Below are 18,040 nucleotides of genomic sequence, written 5' to 3' on the forward strand. Positions count from 1 at the left end.
TCAAATGATGATCTGGCGACAGGGATACAACCCGGTTCGATGCTGCTCGCGACAAATAGTTCGTCGCAAGCCTCGCTATTCGGCGAAAGGTGACTATATCCCGTCGATCACCGCTCGCCCCTCGGCCGTTATCGGTGACTGAGAGCATTGCGCTCCCGCCGCGACCAAGAGGCGGTCAATATGTCGGTTTCCCCCGGATTCATCCTTCGCGAGTGGCTCGTACCTCCGGTCTTGCTGCCCATCTTCTTCGTGCTTGTGATCGCCGTTTCGATGTTGATTCAATGGTAGTCGGCTTCGGCGCGCCTTCGCCGTCGGATCAGGCAAGTACCTCATCGGATTCAATTCAGCCGTCGTTGGGTTGCGAGCTGAACGCGAGGGCGATCGACGCCCTCCGTCGAGCTCGCGAGATGCCGTCGGGAGACAAGCGCATGGCGGCAATGCGCAGGGCAGCAATTCTTGGAAATGCCGCTGAAATCCACGCCTATTTCTCGCCAGCGAAGGCGCCCAAGCAAGATCACGACGCCGCTGAAATCCCGCCTTCGTGACGGAACGTTCCACTGAAACCAGGTCCGGCAGCAACCCTCGTGACACAGTCGCCAATGCTCGAGATCGATCTCCGCACGGGCCAGCACCTCGGCGGCGGAGAATCGCATGAGGATGCTCTGGCGGCAGAGAATGTCAGCCTGCGGCTTCTCCTTGCCCAGGCCGAGATCAACACGAGGGGCCTGCTTGCCAGGGCGGGCATCGACGCCAGGGAGCGAGAGACGTCCGAGAAGCTGCAAAAGCTGATCCTTGAAGAGCTGCACCACCGCATCAAGAACACGCTCGCGACCGTCTCCGCCATTGTCTCCCAGAGCTTGCGCGGCGAGCAAGGCTTGGCGCACGCACAGCAGGCGATCGCGGGGCGGCTGCTCGCGCTTGGCCGGGCGCACGATCTCCTCGTGCGGGCGAGCTGGTCGAGCGCCGACCTCGGGGCGGTCGTCCGCAGCGCCGTCGAAGCTTTCGACGATCCTGCTGAATCGAAGTTCTCGATTTCGGAGCCCGATCTCCGGATCAATTCGGCTGCCGTGGTCGCGGTCGCGATGACGCTCAATGAGCTTTGCACGAACGCCACGAAGTATGGAGCCTTTTCCGCTCCAAAGGGGTGCGTCGATCTCCACTGGACGATCGATCCGCAGACGCAACGCTTGCGCCTGACCTGGATCGAGAAGAATGGTCCGGTGATCCAGTCACGCGCAAAGCGCAGCTTCGGAACGCGATTGATCGAGACGCTGGGTCGCGAACTCCAGGGCGACGTGCAATTGACCTACGCGGAGAGGGGCTTCGCGTACACGTTCGACGCTCCATTGGCTTCTCTGAGTGTCCCGATGCCGGCCTAGCCGGCAGGCTGAAATACGCCGAGACTTTCAACGAAAGGAGGCGGCATGTTCAAATTTCTACAGTATCGTGCAAGAGCGGCCGCGTACGGCGAACTGGCCAGGAGTTCGCCCGGCAAGGATGATACCCGCAAATTCGAGAAACTGCAGGACAGCCTTGCATCGCGCGCGGACAACGAGCAGGTCCTCGCGGACCAATACGTGGATGCAGTGAACGCCGGGGGGACGGAGCGACTGCGCGGCGCAGCCCTGGCGGCGGAGGAAGAGCGTGTCTTGCGGTGTCTCGGCGCGGCCGTCATCATGCAATGGAATTCCCTGCCGACGACGCTTCAGCGGGAGATCTTCGACACCGCCGGATCGGTCGGAACATTGTTGGACACGGCGGCGCTCCGTGGGCAGATAGCCCGGTTTCTTCACAAGCACAGGCATGACACCGATCCCAGCAAGATCTGACGGGTGATGTGTTCGGGGCAGAACAAACGGGTGCGCGAGCATTCGCCGCCGGCATTTCTCCGGCGCGGATCAAGCCGTCGCCGGCTTCGATCCGCCGGTCCGGGAGTGATCTGGCAAAATGTCGCGGCGCGGACTACATCTGCGCCATGTCAAATGCTCCGCTGGCAAACCAATCGCTCCAGGATTTCGTCGCCCGGCACCAACGTCTGTTCGTGCTGACCGGCGCCGGCTGCAGCACCAATTCGGGCATTCCCGATTATCGCGACAGCCATGGCAACTGGAAGCGGACCCAGCCGGTCAATTTCCAGGCCTTCATGTCGGAGGAGCACACGCGCCGGCGCTATTGGGCACGCAGCCTGATCGGCTGGCGGCGGTTCGGTCAGGCGAGGCCGAACGATGCGCACCATGCGCTGGCCCGGCTCGAGGCGAACGGGCGGTGCGGGATGCTGCTGACCCAGAATGTCGACCGGCTGCATCAATCCGCCGGCCACAGGCAGGTGATCGACCTGCATGGTCGGCTCGATCTGGTCCGCTGCATGGGCTGCGGGGCGAAGACGCCGCGGAGCGAATTCCAGGATACGCTTGGCCGCGCCAACGCAGAATGGCTCGCGCTCGATGCCTCGGATGCGCCTGATGGCGATGCCGATCTGGAGCACGCGGATTTTTCGTCGTTCAAGGTGCCCGCCTGCGAAGCCTGCGGCGGCATCCTCAAGCCCGACGTCGTGTTCTTCGGCGAGAACGTGCCGCGCGACGTCGTCGCCACCGCGCAGGACCATCTGTCGCAGGCTGACGCGATGCTGATCGTCGGCTCCTCGCTGATGGTCTATTCCGGTTTCCGCTTCGTGCAGGCTGCCGCGCAGCGGCAGATCCCGATCGCCGCGGTCAATCTCGGGCGCACCCGCGCCGACGATCTCCTGACGCTCAAGGTCGAGGAGCGCTGCGAAGCGGCGCTTGCATTCCTGCTCTGATCGCGTGCGGGGCGAACACGCCTTGCCTATTGCATGGGTGCCAAGCAGAATAGCCGGGCGCGGCGTTGCCGGCATGCCTGATGGCACGGAAATTGCTGCGTTTTTGTCCCCAGTCTTGACGATCAGCCGGAGAATTTGGAATGCTTGAGGGAGCCGAGGTGCGGCTTGCCGTCGATATCGGTGGCACGTTCACCGACATCGTTCTGGACATGGGCGAGGTGCGCAAGACGCGCAAGGTGCTGACGACGCCGCAGCGGCCCGAACAGGCGGTGCTGGACGGGATGCGTCTCATTCTCGCCGATGCGCGCGCCCATATCAGCGACATCGACGTCTTCATTCACGGCACCACGCTCGCGACCAACGCCATCATCGAGCGCCGCGGCGCCAAGACGGCGCTGATCGCGACCGACGGCTTTCGCGACGTGCTCGATATCGGCACCGAGAGCCGCTACGACCAATACGACCTCACCATCGACAAGCCGAGGCCGCTGGCGCCGCGCAGTCTGCGCTTCACCGTGCCCGAGCGCATCGACGCGCACGGCGCCATCCGCCTCCCGCTCGACGAGGCGTCGGTGCGCGCACTCGCGCCAAAATTGCGTGAATTGAAGGTCGAGAGCGTCGCAATCGCCTTCCTGCACTCCTACGCCAATCCCGAGCATGAGCGCCGCGCAGCCGCGATCCTCAGCGAGGAGATGCCCGGCGTTTCCGTGACGGTGTCATCGGCCGTGTGTCCGGAGATCCGCGAATATGAGCGCACGTCCACCGCGGTCGCGAACGCCTATGTGCAACCGCTGATCGACGGCTATCTCGCCCGCATGGCCGATGCCCTGCAGGTCGAGCAGTTCCGCGGCGCCATCTATCTCGTCACGTCCGGCGGCGGCGTCACCTCGATCGAGACGGCGCGGCGCTTTCCGGTGCGCCTCATCGAATCCGGTCCCGCCGGCGGCGCGATCTTCGCGGCGCAGATCGCGGCGCGTCTCGGCGAGAGCAAGGTGCTCTCCTTCGACATGGGCGGCACCACGGCCAAGATCTGCCTGATCGAGAAATACCAGCCCGAGACCTCGCGCGTGTTTGAGGTCGATCGCGCTGCGCGCTTCCTGAAAGGCTCCGGCCTGCCGGTGCGCATTCCCGTGATCGAGATGGTCGAGATCGGCGCCGGCGGCGGCTCGATCGCCCATGTCGACGCGATGAAGCGCGTCACCGTTGGCCCCGAGAGCGCGTCGTCGGAGCCGGGCCCCGCCTGCTACGGCCGCGGCGGCCAGCGCCCGGCCGTAACCGATGCGGACGTCGCTCTTGGCATGATCGATCCCGACGCCTTCGCGGGGGGCACGATCAAGCTCGACCCGGAGCTCTCGAAGCAAGCGCTGCTCCGCAGCGTCGGCGAGCCGCTGGGCCTGTCGGCGGAAACCGCGGCCTATGCCGTGCACGAGGTCGTCTGCGAGAACATGGCGAGTGCGGCACGCGTGCACGCGGTCGAGCGTGGCGCCGTGGTCGGCCAGCATACGCTGATCGCCTTCGGCGGTGCCGCACCGCTGCATGCGGCGCGTGTCGCCGAGAAGATTGGTGTCTCCCGGGTGATCGTGCCGTCGAATGCTGGCGTCGGCTCCGCGGTCGGGTTTTTGGCGGCGCCCATCGCTTACGAACTGGTGCGCAGCCGTCACGTCCGGCTCGACGATTTCGACACCAAAGCGGTCTCCGACCTCTTGCAGGAGATGGCGACCGAGGCGCGTGCGCTGGTCGAGCCTGGTGCTGCCGGTGCGCCGGTGCATGAACGCCGCGCGGCCTTCATGCGCTATGTCGGCCAGGGCCACGAGATCAGCGTCGAGCTGCCGAACCGGCCGCTGAATTCAGCCGATCTCGCCGGCCTGCGCCAGAAGTTCGAGGCGGATTATTCCTCCATGTTCGAGCGGTCGATTCCGGGCGCTGCGATCGAGGTCCTGAGCTGGTCGGTGCTCGCGACCACCGATGCGCGCAATCCGTCCGTCGTCGCTTCCGTCGCACGCATGCCTGCGGGCAAGGCGTCCGGCAGCCGGAAATTCTTCGACGGCCGGGCCGGAGAGGTGATCGAGATCCCGCTCTATCGCCGCGAGGACATGGCGCCGGGGGCGACGATTGCCGGCCCCGCGGTGATCGCGGAGGATGAGACCTCGACCTTCGTCTCCAACAGTTTTGACGCCCATATCGACGGTGCCGGCAGCATCGTCATGGAACGGAAGGCAGCTTGATCATGAGCAAGGCAAATGGCGCGAGCCTGATCGACCTTCAGATCATGTGGCACCGGCTGATCGCCGTGGTCGAGGAGCAGGCGCAGGTGCTGCTCCGCACCGCGTTCAGCCCGATCGTGCGCGAATGCGGCGATCTCTCCGCCGGCGTGTTCGACCTCAAGGGGCGGATGTTGGCGCAGGCGGTCACCGGCACGCCCGGTCACGTCAACTCGATGGCGGAATCGGTCAAGCACTTCATCGACCGCTTCCCGATCGAGACGATGAAGGAGGGGGACGCCTACATCACCAACGATCCCTGGATGGGCACCGGCCACCTCAACGACTTCGTCGTCACCACGCCCTGCTTCAAGGACGGCAAGCCGGTCGCGCTGTTCTCCTGCACCAGCCATCTCATGGACATCGGCGGCATCGGCTTCGGCCCTGACGCCACCGACGTGTTCATGGAGGGGCTCTACATCCCCATGCTGAAGCTGATCGACCAGGGCGTCGTCAACGAGACGCTGATGGCGATGATCCGCACCAACACGCGGCTGCCGATCGACACCGAGGGCGACACCTATTCGCTCGCGGGCTGCAACGACGTCGGCTGCGAGCGCCTGGTCGAGATGATGACCGAGTTCGGCATCGACACGCTGGACGAGCTCGGCGACTACATCTGCGACCGCTCGCGCGAGGCCGTGCTGGCCGAGATCGCCAAGCTGCCGAAGGGAAGCTGGCGCAACACCATGGTCGTTGACGGCTATGACGCGCCGGTGACGCTGGCCGCAACGCTGACGATCTCGGACGCGGGCATTCACGTCGATTTCGACGGCACCTCGGCCGCCTCGAAGTTCGGCATCAACGTGCCTCTGTCCTACACCACGGCCTACACCGTGTTCGGCCTCGGCTGCGTCGTCGCTTCGCAGATCCCGAACAATGCCGGCTCGCTCTCGCCGTTGACGGTGTCGGCTCCCCCTGGCGCGATCCTCAATGCGCCGAAGCCTGCGCCGGTCGCCTCGCGCCACATCATCGGCCAGATGCTGCCCGACGTGGTGTTCGGCTGCCTGCGCCAGATCATTCCCGAGCGCGTGCCGGCGGAAGGCACCTCGTGCCTGTGGAATCTCAATGTGCGCGGACAGACCCGTTCGGGCGTCGGCGGCAATTACGGGTTCTCGATGGCGGTCACCAGCAATGGCGGCACCGGTGCTCGCTTCGGCAAGGACGGCCTGTCGGCCACCGCCTATCCCAGCGGCGTGCGCGGCACGCCGGTCGAGATCGCGGAAACACAGACGCCGCTGATCTTCTGGCGCAAGGAGCTGCGCCCGGATTCCGGCGGGGCAGGGCGCACCCGCGGCGGCCTCGGCCAGATCATCGAGGTCGGCAGCGGCGTCGACGCGCCGTTCGACATTCTGGCAGCGTTCGATCGTATTGATCATCCGCCGCGTGGCCGCGACGGCGGCCGGAACGGCGAGGCCGGCTATGTCGGCCTGAAATCCGGCAAGAAGCTGCGTGGCAAGGGCTTTCAGCAGGTGCCGCCGGACGACCGGCTGGTGGTGCTGACGCCCGGCGGCGCCGGCATCGGCGATCCGGCCGAGCGGGCGCGCGCGGCCGTCAATGACGACATCGAAAGCGGCCTCGTGTCTGCGGACAACGCGGTTGCGGTTTATGGGTACACGCGGTGACGCGTCAGGCGTCGTGAACGGAGGGGCTCAATGATCACGCGACGGAACTTCACTGCGGGCGCAGCGACGCTGCTCGCCGCCGGCCACATCTCGACCCGCGCGCGGGCCGCGACGACAAGCTGGGACATGTCGACGGTCTGGCCCGACGGCAATTTCCACACCCAGAATGCGATGGCGTTCGCCGAGGAGGTGAAGAAGCAGACCGGCGGCTCGGTCGCGATTACCGTGAAGGCCGGCGGCCAGCTCGGCTTCAAGGGCCCCGAGCACTTGCGCGCCGTGCGCGATGGCCTCGTGCCGCTCGCCGACGTTCTCAACATCCAGCAGGTCGGCGATGAGCCCTTCATGGGCGTGGAGAGCATCCCCTTCCTGTGCAGCTCGATGGACGAGCTCAAGGTGCTGCACAAATATGTGCGGCCCGAATACGAGAAGGTCGCCGCGCGTAATAACCAGAAGATCCTCTACATCGTGCCGTGGCCGACGCAGTACCTGCATCTCAAGGTCAAGGTCGCCGACCTCGAGGGCCTGAAGAACATCAAGATCCGCGTGCCCGACAAGAACGCCGTCGACATGCTGGCGGTGGTCGGCATGGCGCCGGTGATGATCCCCTGGGGCGAGACGATCCCCGCGCTGGCGTCCGGGGCTGTCTCGGGCGTCTCCACCTCGGCGGTGTCGGGCGTCGACGGCAAGTTCTGGGAATTTCTGAAGTACATCTATCCGACCAACCACGTCTGGTCGTCGCAGATGCTGACGGTCAATCTCGACTCGTGGAAGGCGCTCAGCGCGGATCAGCAGAAGCTCGTCGCGGATACCGCCGCGAAGATGGAGCCGGGTTTCTGGGCGAACTCGCTCAAGGCCGACGTCGACAGTCTCAACCGCCTCAAGGAAGGCGGCATGGAGGTGATCCCGGTCTCGGATGCGATGATGACGGACATCCGGGCCAAGACCGCGCCGCAGCTCGACGCCTTCCTCAAGCGCGTGCCGGCGGCCGACAAGCCGGTGCGGGCCTATCTCGCTGAAATGAAGCGCTGAGCCAAGCCATGGTCAGCGTTTCGCCCGCAGCACCGCAAAGCCTCAATGCAGCGGCGCCCGCGCCGCTGCGCATCCTGCTCGACGGCATCGACCGTCTCGGCCGGCTCGACGGCTGGATCGGCGGCGGTTGTCTGCTGACGCTGACGCTGTTGATGCTGTGCGAGGTCGCAACCCGCTTCCTCTCGAACTTCCTGCCGTTCTTCCCGCCGACCATCTCGATCGCGTGGGAATATTCCTCCTACCTGATGGCGGCGTCCTTCACCTTCGGCGCCGCCATGACCCTGCGCGTCGGCGGCCACATCCGCGTGGTGCTGCTGCTGAAGAACGTCCCCGCACCGTTCCAACGTGCGATCGAAATCCTCTCGGCCGCCGCCGGCTTCGCCTTCATGGCGTTCCTGACCTCGGCGATGGCGAAGTTCGCCTACGGCGCCTATGTGCGCGGCCAGGTCTCGACCTCGAGCGACACGCCGCTGTGGTTTCCGGAAGCCGTCGTCACCTTCGGCATGCTGCTGCTTACGCTCCAGTTCCTGGCGCGCGCGATCCAGGCCACCCTCGGCCTGCCGCTCGAGGATCACCGCATGAAGGCCTCGCCCGTCGAATGATCGTTTTGCCCGCACCCGGATTCAAGATCGCATGACCATCGAAGTCGTCGCCCTGTTTGGGATCCTGTTCGCGCTGCTGGCAGGCGGTGTCTGGATCGGTCTCACGCTCGCGCTCACCGCCACGCTGCTGCTGGCGATGTTCCGCTCGATTCCGCTCGACAAGCTGCTGCCGCAATACGCCTGGAACATTCTGACCACGCAGGAGCTGCTGGCGCTGCCGCTGTTCATCCTGATGGGCGAATTGTTGTTCCGCACCCGCCTGTCGCGCTCGCTGTTCCAGGGACTTGCGCCCTGGGCCGGTCTGCTGCCGGGCCGGCTGCTGCATGTGAACGTGATCGGCTGCACCATCTTCGCGGCGATCTCCGGCTCGTCCGCGGCGACCACGCAGGTGATCGGCCGCATGTCGCTCAACGAGCTCTTGCGCCGCGGCTATTCGCGCGACATCGCGATCGGCTCGCTCGCAGGCGCCGGCACGCTCGGCTTCCTGATCCCGCCGTCCAACATCATGATCATCTACGGCGTGCTCGGCGACGTCTCCATTCTCAAGCTCTTTACGGCCGGCGTGCTGCCCGGCCTGCTGCTGGCGGCGACCTTCATGGGCTGGGTGATGCTGCACACGACCCTCAAGCCCTCGATGGTGCCGGAGACGGAAGCAAAACTCTCGCAGGTGCCGTGGGGCGAGCGTTTTGCGGCGCTCAAGGATCTCGCGCCGGCGCTGTTCCTGATCGCCTGCGTGCTCGGCTCGATGTATGGCGGGCTCGCCACGCCCTCGGAGGCCGCCGCCGTCGGGGTGCTCGGGGCGGGGCTGGTGGCCTGGGCGCAAGGCTCGATGTCGCAGCAGGTGATGCGCGACGTGCTGATCGGCTCGGTCGTGACCTGCTCGATGATCGCGCTGATCGTGCTCGGCGCCTCGATCCTCGGCAATGCCGCGGCCTTCCTCGGCATTCCTCAGGCGGTGGCCGCCTTCGTCAAGGGCCTCGGCCTGTCGCCCTTCATGCTGATCGTGGTGCTGATCATCTTCTACCTGATCCTCGGCTGCTTTCTCGATGGCTTCTCGATGATCGTGATGACGCTGCCGATCGTGCTGCCGATCGTGAAGGGCGCAGGTTTCGACGAGATCTGGTTCGGCATCTTCCTGGTGCTCGCCGTTGAGATGGCGCAGATCACCCCGCCGGTCGGCTTCAACCTGTTCGTGATCCAGGGCCTGACCGAAGACGGCCTCGGCTACATCGCGCGCGTCACGATGCCGTATCTCATGATCATGGTCGGCTTCGTGCTGCTGCTGACGCTGTGGCCCGGGATCGTCACGATCCTGCCGCGGGTGCTGTACGGATAGATTTGCGCCGCCCCGGCGACATAGCCGGGACGGCGTCTTGATTCACGAAGCTTACGCCGCCGCCTTCTTCCGCGCCTGTTCGGCCTTGTACAACTCGAACTCCTCCGCGATCGCCTTCGCCACCGACGGCCGCTGGCGCAGGCGTTCGTAATAGGCCTTCACGTTCGGCCATTTGGCGAGCTCGATCGGCGGCGTCGCCATAGTCCAGTTGATGACCGTGACGAGATAGGCGTCGGCCACGCTGAAATGGTCGAGCAGGAAGTCGCGTCCCTCAAGGTAGTTGTCGAGATAATCGAGCCGCGACAGGTTCTTCTCCAGCGCGTAGGCCTTCGTCTCCTGCGGCGCCTTGCGGTCGAGCACGGGAATGAACAGCCCCTTGTGCAGTTCGGTGCCGATGAAGCAGAGCCACTGGTGCAGTCGGGTGCGCTCGATGCCCGCGCTCGCGCCGAGGCCGGATTGCGGGAAGCGGTCCGCGACATATTGCAGGATCGCCGCGTTCTCGGTCAGCACCACGCCCTCGTCGGTGCGCAGCGTCGGCACGAGGCCGATCGGGTTGACGGTGCGGAAATCGGTGCCGTCCTTCAGCACCCTCTTGGTCGGCGGATCGACTTCGAGGTAATTCGCCTCGGCGCCGGCTTCGTACAGCGCGACGCGGGTCGCCATCGAGCAGGCGAGCGGCGAGAAATAGAGATCCATCTGTAGCCTCCTTGGGCAGTTCCTCTTTCGGGTATCGCTCAACCTGGCCAGATTGATTTTTGTACTGTGTTGCATAATATATCGGCGGTCAAGGATTAATTTGCGAAATGGTACAAAAATCGAAGCCGCCAACTGCTGCCAATGAGCCCGAGCGCCGCGGCGAACCTAAGCGCCGCGGCCGTCCGCGGGCCTATGAGCCCGATGTCGCGCTCGGCAAGGCGCTCGACCTATTCCGCAGGCAGGGCTTTGCCGCGACTTCGCTCGACGATCTCAGCGAGGCCACAGGCATGAACCGGCCGAGTCTCTACGGGGCCTTCGGCGACAAGCGCGAGCTCTATATCAAGAGCTACCAGCGCTACCGCGAGGACGCGCGGGCATCCATGGCCGCGATCTTTCGCGAGGAGATGCCGCTGCGCCAGCGGCTGGAGCGCATCTTCGCCTCCGCGCTGAACATCTATCTGTCCGGCGAAACGGGCCCGCGCGGCTGCTTCACGGTGGTGACGGCGGCGTCCGAAGCGGTCGGTGATCCCGACATCCGCGCCATGGTGCTCGACGGTCTCGCCGAGCTCGACAAGGCGTTTGCGAATTGCTTCCGCCGCGCCAAGGAGAAGGGCGAACTGCCGGAGAGCGCCGACCCGGCCGTTCTGGCCCAGCTTGCATCAGCGACGGTACACTCGATCGCCATCCGCTCGCGCGCGCGTGTCTCGCGGAAAGATCTGGAAGCAATCGTGAAGGGCGCGATCGACGTGATGGCGGGAGCTGGCGCGAAGAGCTAGGCCGGGACGACAGTGAGTATGTGGCGCGAGCTATCTCCCCGGTGTCGTCCTGGCGAAAGCCAGGACCCATAGCCACCGAATGTCGTTTGGCGAAGATTCGGGGTTAGAACTTCGCGCGGCAACTCGCCCCTGCGGTAATGGGTCCTGGCTTTCGCCAGGACGACCACCTGATCTGTAGTGTGAGCTACGCCGCCCGGATATGCGCCAGGAAACGATCGACCTCGTCGCGCAGCCGTTGCGACTGCTTCGACAGCTCGATCGCGGAGCCCAGCACTTCCTCGGCCGCCGTTCCGGTCGCTGCGATGCCGGCGGTGACGCCGGAGATGTTCTGCGAGACTTCGCCGGTGCGGGCGGCGGCCTGCTGGACGTTCTGTGCGATCTCCTGCGTCGCGGTGCCCTGTTGCCCGACGGCGGCGGCAATCGCGGCCGAGATTTCGTCGACCTGCTGGATCGTCGCACAGATCGACTGGATGCCGTCGACCGCGCCGGTGGTCTCTCCTTGTACCGCGGTGACCTGCGCGCCGATCTCCTCGGTTGCTTTCGCGGTCTGGGTCGCCAGCGCCTTCACTTCGGAGGCGACGACGGCAAAGCCGCGACCGGCTTCGCCCGCGCGCGCCGCTTCGATCGTCGCGTTGAGCGCCAGCAGATTGGTCTGGCCCGCAATGCCATTGATGAAGGAGACCACGTCGCCGATTTTCTGCGCGGCATCCGCCAGGCTCTGCACGCGCGCATTCGATTGCCGTCCGTCGCTCGCGGCCTTGCCGACCACCTCGGTCGCGTGGGCGAGCCGCCGGCTGATCTCGGTCATCGACGAGGACAATTCTTCCGCGGCAGCCGCGACCGTCTGCACGTTCTCGGAGGCCAGCGCCGAGGCCGACGACACCGTGCGGGTCTGCTCGCGCGACTGTTCGACGATGGCGGACATCGAGCGCGCGGTGTGCTCCATCTCGACCGCGGCCGCGGACACCGTGGTGACGACCTCGCGGATGCTGGCCTCGAAATTGTCGGCGAGCGCGGCGAAGGCGCGCCGCTTCTCCGCCTCGGACTGCGCCTTGGCCTCGAGCTGCTCGGCCTGGAGCTTGTCAAAATTCACCGCATTGTCGCGGAACACCGCGACCGCCTTCACCATCGCGCCCACCTCGTCATTCGCCTTGCTGGTGGGCACGGCGACATCGAGACGTCCGTCCGCGAGCTCGCGCATCACGTTCGTGATCGACAGGATCGGGCGCGAGATGCTGCGGGCGATGAGATAGCCGACGATCGCCGCGAGCACGAGCCCGAGCGCGGCGATCCCGATCGCCAGCAGCCAGGCGCGATCGGCGGAAGCCTCGTAATCGGCATTGTCCATCACAAGCTCGACCGCGCCGAGCGGCTTGCCGGAAAAGTCCCTGATCGGTCCGAGCAGCGCGGCGACCGGCGTGGTGTCGAGCCTGGCTTGTCGCACCGTGAAGCCGCCCTCGGCGGCGCGGCCGTAATCGGCCGTATCGAAGAAGCTCTTGCCCTTCAGCGTGCCCCCGAACAGCTTGAAGCCCGAGCCGTCGGCGAGATGGAAGGCGACGTCGACATGGCGGTTGGTCTTGAAATCGTCGAGGAAAGGCTGGCCGAAGGTCAGGCCGAATTCGACCGTGCCGAGATGCTTAGCCCCTTGCGCGATTGGCACCACGCCGCGGATGCCGAGCCCGGCCACGCCGCCTTCGAGCCCGACCACGACCTTGCGGTCCTGGTTGGCGACGACGACGGTCTTGCGGAAGCCGGAGAGGTCGTCGCCGAACTTGGCCGGCTGGTGCACGCGTAGGTAAGACGTCGCCGGCGGCACGTGGAACTGGAACTGGTCGACGCCGTAGTCGGATTTGATCGCAGTGAACACCGGTCCGAACAGGCGCACCAGCGCCTCGCGGTCCTGCTTCGCCATCGCCTCCTGCGTCGCCGGCATCGCGGCCACCACGGCGCTCATCGCGGCGGCGCGGTGCGATTCCTCGGCGATGCGCGATTGCAGGGCGTCGTAATGGCTGCGCAGTTCGCGCTGGTCGGCTCGGTCGATGATGCCGGCGATGATCCACATCGCGCCCAGCACGGCAAACAGCGCGGTCGCCGCCGCCGTCACCGCCAGCGCAACCGTGATCCGCATCCTGAGGCCGAGGCTCGTCCGCATGTCCGACTCGTTCTTTGAGCGTTGGTTAACAACGCTTATCAACTTCTCGCTAAGAGAGGGTGAACGGAATACCGGCTGAGCGGGGTGGTTGTGGGGGGCGAGTGAAACGGTGGGCGCGTGCCAAAAACTCCGATGTCGTCCTGGCGAAAGCCAGGACCATAACCACCGGACGTAGTTTGACGAAGATTCGTGGTTGCCACTTCGCGCCACGACTGCTCCCTGGGGTATTGGGTTCCTGGCTTTCGCCAGGACGACGCCGAGGGTGGGGCGGCCGCGTGCGGCCCTAATACCCCCGCGTCCGGTCCACCACGTTCTCCAGCGCGCCGCCCGCCTCGAACCGTGCGATCTGCTCGGCGACATAGGCCGAGATCGCTTCTGCGTCGGTGTCCGCGGCGTTGTGCGGGGTCAGCAGCACCTTGGGATGGGTCCAGAAGCGGCTGTCTTTCGGCTGCGGCTCCTGCACGAAGACGTCGAGCGAGGCGGCGCCCAGCGTGCCGTCGTCGAGACAGGCCAGGATGTCGGCTTCGTTCTGCAAGCCGCCGCGGCCGGCATTGATCAGCACGGGGGCGCCGAGCGGGCTCTTGCGGTTGAGCTTTGTGAAGACGTCGCGGTTGAGGATGCCGTGCGTGTCCGGTGTCAGCGGCAACAGCGAGACCAGGATGTCGGTCGCGCGCAGGAACGCATCGATTCCGGCGGTGCCATGGAAGCACTCGACGCCCTCGATGGTGCGCGGGCTGCGGCTCCAGCCGGCGACGCGGAAGCCGAGCCGCCGCAGCACGTCGGCCGCGTCCGCACCCAGCGTGCCCAGTCCCATGACGCCGACCGTGACTGCGCTTGCCGGCCACTGATATTTCGGCTCCCAGCGCTTCTCGCGCTGCGACTGCCGCAAGTACAGCTCCTGGCGGTGGTGCATCAGCACGTGAAGCACGACGTATTCGGTCATGCGATTGGTCAGGTCGGGCACGGCGACGCGAACCAGCGGCACGTCGGGCAGGCTCTTGTCCGCCATCAGGGCATCGACGCCGGCGCCGAGATTGAAGATCGCGCGCAGATTGGGGAACGAGCCGAGATCGCCGGGCACCGGCTTCCACACCGCGGCATAATGCACCTCGGCCGGATCGAGCGCCGTATCCGGCAGCAGCACCACGCGGCGGCCGCCGCAGACCGAATCGAACCGGGCCTTCCAGCGCTCCGGCAGCCAGTTCTGCTGCGTGCTGTTGATCAGGACGGCCAGTGTGCCTTTGGTCATTCGAAGTGCCTCGTCGTGTTCCGATTTTGAGGGCTCTCCTTGGCACGATCTGCCGGATTTTTCTTGCAAATTTTTTCCGCAGCCCTGTCGGGGCGGGGCATAGTGGATCGTCTTTACAACAAGAGGTCAGGGAAGGTGCTGCCCATGCTTTATGCGATCCTTTGCTATCATGACGAGGACTTCGTCGGCTCCTGGAGCAAGGACCAGGACGAGGCGGTGATGAAGAAGCTCGCCGTGGTGCAGGAGAAGCTCACGAGCCAAGGCCGGCTCGGTCCGGTGGCGCGGCTGTTGCCGACCACCGCGGCGGCGACGCTGCGTAAAGAGGACCCGCCGCTGGTGCTCGACGGCCCCTATGCCGAGACCAAGGAGCAGTTGCTCGGCTTCTACATCGTCGACTGCAAGAACCTCGACGATGCGCTCGACGTCGCGCGGGACCTCGGCGCCGCCAACCCCGGCGGCGCCTATGAGGTGCGTCCCGTCGGCGTGTTCAGGCCCGGAGGAAATTTGACGTGAGCGAGACTGATACCGCCTGGATCGAGACCGCGCTGACTTCGGCGCGACCCCAGGCGGTCGGCGCGCTGCTGCGCTATTTCCGCGATCTCGACACCGCCGAGGAGGCTTTCCAGAACGCCTGCCTGCGCGCGCTCAAGACCTGGCCGCAGAACGGCCCGCCGCGCGATCCCGCGGCCTGGCTGATCATGGTCGGCCGCAATGTCGCGATCGACGAGGTGCGGCGCGCCCGCAAGCAGCAGCCGCTGCCCGAGGACGATCAGGCGATCTCCGATCTCGACGATGCCGAGGGCGCGCTCGCCGAGCGGCTCGACGGCTCGCATTATCGCGACGACATTTTGCGGCTGATGTTCATCTGCTGCCACCCGCAATTGCCGGCGACGCAGCAGATCGCGCTCGCCTTGCGCATCGTCTCCGGTCTCACGGTGAAGCAGATCGCGCGCGCTTTCCTGGTCTCGGAGGCGGCGATGGAGCAGCGCATCACGCGCGCCAAGGCGAAGGTCGCGGAGGCCGGGACGCCTTTCGAAACGCCCGGCCCGATCGAACGCTCCGAGCGGCTCGCGGGCGTCGCGGCGATGATCTACCTGATCTTCAACGAGGGTTATTCGGCGAGCGGCGACACCGCCGAGATCAGAAAGCCGCTCTGCGAGGAGGCGATCCGGCTGGCGCGGCTGCTCCTGCGGCTGTTCCAGAGCGAGCCGGAGATCATGGGGCTGGCGGCATTGCTGCTGTTGCAACATGCGCGCAGCGCCGCGCGGTTTGCGGACGACGGTTCGCTGATCTTGCTGGAGGACCAGGATCGCTCCCTGTGGAACGGCTCCATGATCGCGGAAGGGCTGGCGCTGATCGACAAGGCGATGCGCCATCGCCGCAGCGGGCCCTACCAGATTCAGGCCGCAATCGCCGCGTTGCATGCCCGTGCGGCGACGCCGGAGGAGACCGACTGGGCCCAGATCGACCTGCTCTATGGCGCGCTGGAACTGGCGCAGCCGTCGCCGGTGGTGACGCTCAATCGCGCGGTCGCGGTGTCCAAGGTGCGCGGGCCGCAAGCCGCGCTCGACCTGATCGAGCCGCTGGCACCAAAGCTTGGCAACTACTTCCATTTCCACGGCGTGCGCGGCGCCTTCCTGATGCAGCTCGGCCGCAATGACGAAGCCCGCATCGCCTTCGACCGCGCCATCGCGCTCGCCAACACTTCGGCGGAAGCCGCCCATATCCGCATGCACATCGATCGCCTGATCCGGGACAGCCAGCCGAAGAGCAGCAACGGGAGCGCCAGGCAGGGTGCGAAGGCGAAATGACGGCTTGCCGTCATTCCGGGGCGATGCGAAGCATCGAACCCGGAATCTCGAGATTCCGGGTTCGGTCCTGCGGACCGCCCCGGAATGACGATCCAAAAAATCTCATTTCGAATTGTCGGCCTCAGCCTCCTCCCTTCGTCTTAATCCCGTATCCAGGGAGCCATTCATGCTGAAAGCCATTGCCATCATCGCCATCGTGCTCGCGGTCGGACTAGCGGGCGTCCTCGTCTTCGCCCTCACCAAGCCTGACACCTTTCGCGTCGAGCGTTCGCTCGCCGTGAAGGCGCCGGCCGATGCCATCTATCCGGTGGTCGCCGACTTCCACTTCTGGACCAGCTGGTCGCCCTATGAGAACCGCGATCCCGCCATGAAGCGGACGTTCGGCGGAACAGCGCGGGGCAAGGGCGCGACCTATGCCTGGGACGGGAACAACAACGTCGGCGCCGGCCACATGGAGATCCTCGAGGCGAGCACGCCGTCGAAGCTCCGCATCAAGCTCGATTTCGAGCGTCCCTTCGAAGGCCACAACACCGCCGAGTTCACCTTTGTGCCGCAAGGCGATGCTACACTGGTCACATGGGCGATGTACGGTCCGGCGCCCTTCATGTCCAAGGTGATGCAGGTCTTCATCAACATGGACAGCATGATCGGCAAGGATTTCGAGGCCGGCCTCGTCAGCCTGAAGAAGCTCACCGAGAAACAATGAGCCTCACAGCCCAGGGAAAGAAAAGGAGAGAAGCGATGCTCAATCCATATCTGTTCTATCAGGACACCTGCGAAGCGGCGTTCAACTTCTACGCCAAGGTTCTCGGCGGCAAGATCGACGCGATGATGCGCGTCTCGGACGCGCCGCCGGACATGCCGGCCGCCCCCGGCCGCGAGAAGACGATCATGCATGCGCGGATGTCGTTGCCCGGCGGCAGCGTGCTGATGGCCTCCGACGCGCCGCCCGAGCATGTCCAGAAGCCGCAGGGCTTCTCGATCTCGCTGACGATCGCCGACGTCGCGGACGCCGAGCGCAAGTTCAACGCGCTCGCCGACGGTGGCACCGTCACCATGCCGTTCAGCAAGACGTTCTGGGCCAAGGGGTTTGGCATGTGCGTCGACAAGTTCGGCATCCCCTGGATGGTGAACTGCCCGGCGGAGGGAATGTGACGGGCGCGACCGCCTGGCACGCGGCGCCCCTCCCTCGATCGTTGCGGGTAAGGGGCGCGCCCAAGGCGGTCACGTCATAGCCGGATCGGCCGTTTGCTGTTTCAACGGACCGATCCGGTCACGTCCTCGCCGGGGGACGGCGACTGGACGCAGCGAGGGCAGATCACGAGCTTCGTGCCGAGCTGCCTGTCATTCTCCGCTTCGATTTCGTCATGGACCGCCCACCACGCTTCGGAGTAGGGGCGCAAGGTCCCGAGCACTCTTTCCCGTTCCTGATTGGGATTTTCCTGCGTGGGTGCGGGGTTCGCTGCGCGCCGCTTTGTGACGGGTGGCCGGTTCGGGTTCTGTCCGAGGCCGTCCCATGCGATCGGACGACGCTCCGGCGCCGGCGCCGCCGCGCAGCCCATGAGCGCTGCGCAAAAAGTAAGCAAGACGAAGCCGTGTCGCATCATGCCGAACCCTCAGTGCGGTACGCGACACACAAAATCCGCGTGAGGGATTTTGCATCGCGTCGGTTAAATGGAACCTAAGGGAAACGAACTGGCCGGCAT

At 65.5% G+C, this 18,040-nt stretch carries 17 protein-coding genes; 13 read left to right on the forward strand and 4 right to left on the reverse strand.

The window, feature by feature from the left end; all coding sequences use genetic code 11:
* Window positions 1-599 precede the first annotated feature (599 nt).
* The 8 genes from AB5K84_RS09905 to AB5K84_RS09940 all read left to right on the forward strand — a co-directional run bounded on the left by AB5K84_RS09905 (window position 600) and on the right by AB5K84_RS09940 (window position 9,650).
* Entirely contained in the window at window positions 600-1,379 is a 780-nt protein-coding gene (locus AB5K84_RS09905; protein ID WP_441232390.1) for a sensor histidine kinase, read from the forward strand.
* 45 nt (window positions 1,380-1,424) lie between these two features.
* Window positions 1,425-1,829 (forward strand): hypothetical protein, encoded by a 405-nt coding sequence (locus tag AB5K84_RS09910; RefSeq protein WP_011089917.1) that lies wholly within the window; start codon window positions 1,425-1,427, stop codon window positions 1,827-1,829.
* A gap of 146 nt (window positions 1,830-1,975) precedes the next feature.
* On the forward strand, window positions 1,976-2,797 hold the full coding sequence (locus AB5K84_RS09915) for an NAD-dependent protein deacetylase (protein ID WP_011089916.1): 822 nt from the start codon (window positions 1,976-1,978) through the stop codon (window positions 2,795-2,797).
* A 140-nt stretch (window positions 2,798-2,937) separates the two neighbouring features.
* Complete coding sequence (locus AB5K84_RS09920) at window positions 2,938-5,022, forward strand: hydantoinase/oxoprolinase family protein (protein ID WP_011089915.1); 2,085 nt, start codon at window positions 2,938-2,940, stop codon at window positions 5,020-5,022.
* 2 nt (window positions 5,023-5,024) lie between these two features.
* The gene (locus AB5K84_RS09925) at window positions 5,025-6,683 is read left to right on the forward strand and encodes a hydantoinase B/oxoprolinase family protein (protein WP_011089914.1); all 1,659 of its coding nucleotides are present in this window, start codon (window positions 5,025-5,027) and stop codon (window positions 6,681-6,683) included.
* A 30-nt stretch (window positions 6,684-6,713) separates the two neighbouring features.
* Window positions 6,714-7,712 carry a TRAP transporter substrate-binding protein gene (locus tag AB5K84_RS09930; RefSeq protein WP_011089913.1) on the forward strand — a complete coding sequence of 333 codons (999 nt, stop codon included), beginning with the start codon at window positions 6,714-6,716 and terminating at the stop codon, window positions 7,710-7,712.
* Between the two features lie 8 nt (window positions 7,713-7,720).
* Window positions 7,721-8,314, forward strand: coding sequence for a TRAP transporter small permease subunit (locus tag AB5K84_RS09935; protein WP_011089912.1), 594 nt, complete (start codon window positions 7,721-7,723; stop codon window positions 8,312-8,314).
* 31 nt (window positions 8,315-8,345) lie between these two features.
* Window positions 8,346-9,650 (forward strand): TRAP transporter large permease, encoded by a 1,305-nt coding sequence (locus AB5K84_RS09940; protein ID WP_011089911.1) that lies wholly within the window; start codon window positions 8,346-8,348, stop codon window positions 9,648-9,650.
* Between the two features lie 51 nt (window positions 9,651-9,701).
* Here AB5K84_RS09940 and AB5K84_RS09945 read toward each other — a convergent pair whose 3' ends face one another.
* Window positions 9,702-10,346, reverse strand: a complete 645-nt coding sequence (locus AB5K84_RS09945) for a glutathione binding-like protein (protein ID WP_011089910.1) — start codon at window positions 10,344-10,346, stop codon at window positions 9,702-9,704.
* Between the two features lie 107 nt (window positions 10,347-10,453).
* Between AB5K84_RS09945 and AB5K84_RS09950 the strand changes: the two genes are divergently transcribed.
* Window positions 10,454-11,122, forward strand: coding sequence for a TetR/AcrR family transcriptional regulator (locus AB5K84_RS09950; protein WP_011089909.1), 669 nt, complete (start codon window positions 10,454-10,456; stop codon window positions 11,120-11,122).
* A gap of 184 nt (window positions 11,123-11,306) precedes the next feature.
* On the opposite strand, the gene AB5K84_RS09955 is transcribed toward AB5K84_RS09950, so the two are convergent.
* Together AB5K84_RS09955 and AB5K84_RS09960 are read right to left on the reverse strand one after the other, a co-directional pair.
* A complete protein-coding gene (locus AB5K84_RS09955) occupies window positions 11,307-13,274 on the reverse strand; it encodes a methyl-accepting chemotaxis protein (RefSeq protein ID WP_028172994.1) in 1,968 nt (655 codons plus the stop codon).
* Between the two features lie 283 nt (window positions 13,275-13,557).
* Window positions 13,558-14,523 (reverse strand): 2-hydroxyacid dehydrogenase, encoded by a 966-nt coding sequence (locus AB5K84_RS09960; protein ID WP_011089907.1) that lies wholly within the window; start codon window positions 14,521-14,523, stop codon window positions 13,558-13,560.
* A gap of 144 nt (window positions 14,524-14,667) precedes the next feature.
* On the opposite strand from AB5K84_RS09960, the gene AB5K84_RS09965 reads away from it, so the two are divergent.
* The 4 genes from AB5K84_RS09965 to AB5K84_RS09980 all read left to right on the forward strand — a co-directional run bounded on the left by AB5K84_RS09965 (window position 14,668) and on the right by AB5K84_RS09980 (window position 17,489).
* On the forward strand, window positions 14,668-15,036 hold the full coding sequence (locus tag AB5K84_RS09965) for a YciI family protein (protein WP_011089906.1): 369 nt from the start codon (window positions 14,668-14,670) through the stop codon (window positions 15,034-15,036).
* On the forward strand, window positions 15,033-16,334 hold the full coding sequence (locus AB5K84_RS09970; RefSeq protein WP_011089905.1) for an RNA polymerase sigma factor: 1,302 nt from the start codon (window positions 15,033-15,035) through the stop codon (window positions 16,332-16,334). The genes AB5K84_RS09965 and AB5K84_RS09970 overlap by 4 nt, the downstream gene beginning before the upstream one ends.
* A gap of 166 nt (window positions 16,335-16,500) precedes the next feature.
* The gene (gene kdpF, locus AB5K84_RS09975) at window positions 16,501-17,040 is read left to right on the forward strand and encodes a K(+)-transporting ATPase subunit F (protein ID WP_011089904.1); all 540 of its coding nucleotides are present in this window, start codon (window positions 16,501-16,503) and stop codon (window positions 17,038-17,040) included.
* Between the two features lie 35 nt (window positions 17,041-17,075).
* Window positions 17,076-17,489: a VOC family protein gene (locus AB5K84_RS09980; protein WP_011089903.1), complete on the forward strand. Its 414-nt coding sequence runs from the start codon at window positions 17,076-17,078 to the stop codon at window positions 17,487-17,489.
* A 101-nt stretch (window positions 17,490-17,590) separates the two neighbouring features.
* Here AB5K84_RS09980 and AB5K84_RS09985 read toward each other — a convergent pair whose 3' ends face one another.
* A complete protein-coding gene (locus tag AB5K84_RS09985) occupies window positions 17,591-17,941 on the reverse strand; it encodes a hypothetical protein (RefSeq protein ID WP_038965495.1) in 351 nt (116 codons plus the stop codon).
* Window positions 17,942-18,040: the final 99 nt, after the last annotated feature.

Source organism: Bradyrhizobium sp. 1200_D9_N1_1 (assembly GCF_052075915.1).
GTDB classification, from domain to species: domain Bacteria; phylum Pseudomonadota; class Alphaproteobacteria; order Rhizobiales; family Xanthobacteraceae; genus Bradyrhizobium; species Bradyrhizobium diazoefficiens.

What these genes read in the sequence shown, in the direction of transcription:
- AB5K84_RS09905 (WP_441232390.1), top strand. Translation starts at nt 600, where the DNA reads ATGCTCGAGATCGATCTCCGCACGGGCCAGCACCTCGGCGGCGGAGAA.
- AB5K84_RS09910 (WP_011089917.1), top strand. Translation starts at nt 1,425, where the DNA reads ATGTTCAAATTTCTACAGTATCGTGCAAGAGCGGCCGCGTACGGCGAA.
- AB5K84_RS09915 (WP_011089916.1), top strand. Translation starts at nt 1,976, where the DNA reads ATGTCAAATGCTCCGCTGGCAAACCAATCGCTCCAGGATTTCGTCGCC.
- AB5K84_RS09920 (WP_011089915.1), top strand. Translation starts at nt 2,938, where the DNA reads ATGCTTGAGGGAGCCGAGGTGCGGCTTGCCGTCGATATCGGTGGCACG.
- AB5K84_RS09925 (WP_011089914.1), top strand. Translation starts at nt 5,025, where the DNA reads ATGAGCAAGGCAAATGGCGCGAGCCTGATCGACCTTCAGATCATGTGG.
- AB5K84_RS09930 (WP_011089913.1), top strand. Translation starts at nt 6,714, where the DNA reads ATGATCACGCGACGGAACTTCACTGCGGGCGCAGCGACGCTGCTCGCC.
- AB5K84_RS09935 (WP_011089912.1), top strand. Translation starts at nt 7,721, where the DNA reads ATGGTCAGCGTTTCGCCCGCAGCACCGCAAAGCCTCAATGCAGCGGCG.
- AB5K84_RS09940 (WP_011089911.1), top strand. Translation starts at nt 8,346, where the DNA reads ATGACCATCGAAGTCGTCGCCCTGTTTGGGATCCTGTTCGCGCTGCTG.
- AB5K84_RS09945 (WP_011089910.1), bottom strand. Translation starts at nt 10,346, where the DNA reads ATGGATCTCTATTTCTCGCCGCTCGCCTGCTCGATGGCGACCCGCGTC.
- AB5K84_RS09950 (WP_011089909.1), top strand. Translation starts at nt 10,454, where the DNA reads ATGGTACAAAAATCGAAGCCGCCAACTGCTGCCAATGAGCCCGAGCGC.
- AB5K84_RS09955 (WP_028172994.1), bottom strand. Translation starts at nt 13,274, where the DNA reads ATGCGGACGAGCCTCGGCCTCAGGATGCGGATCACGGTTGCGCTGGCG.
- AB5K84_RS09960 (WP_011089907.1), bottom strand. Translation starts at nt 14,523, where the DNA reads ATGACCAAAGGCACACTGGCCGTCCTGATCAACAGCACGCAGCAGAAC.
- AB5K84_RS09965 (WP_011089906.1), top strand. Translation starts at nt 14,668, where the DNA reads ATGCTTTATGCGATCCTTTGCTATCATGACGAGGACTTCGTCGGCTCC.
- kdpF (WP_011089904.1), top strand. Translation starts at nt 16,501, where the DNA reads ATGCTGAAAGCCATTGCCATCATCGCCATCGTGCTCGCGGTCGGACTA.
- AB5K84_RS09980 (WP_011089903.1), top strand. Translation starts at nt 17,076, where the DNA reads ATGCTCAATCCATATCTGTTCTATCAGGACACCTGCGAAGCGGCGTTC.
- AB5K84_RS09985 (WP_038965495.1), bottom strand. Translation starts at nt 17,941, where the DNA reads ATGATGCGACACGGCTTCGTCTTGCTTACTTTTTGCGCAGCGCTCATG.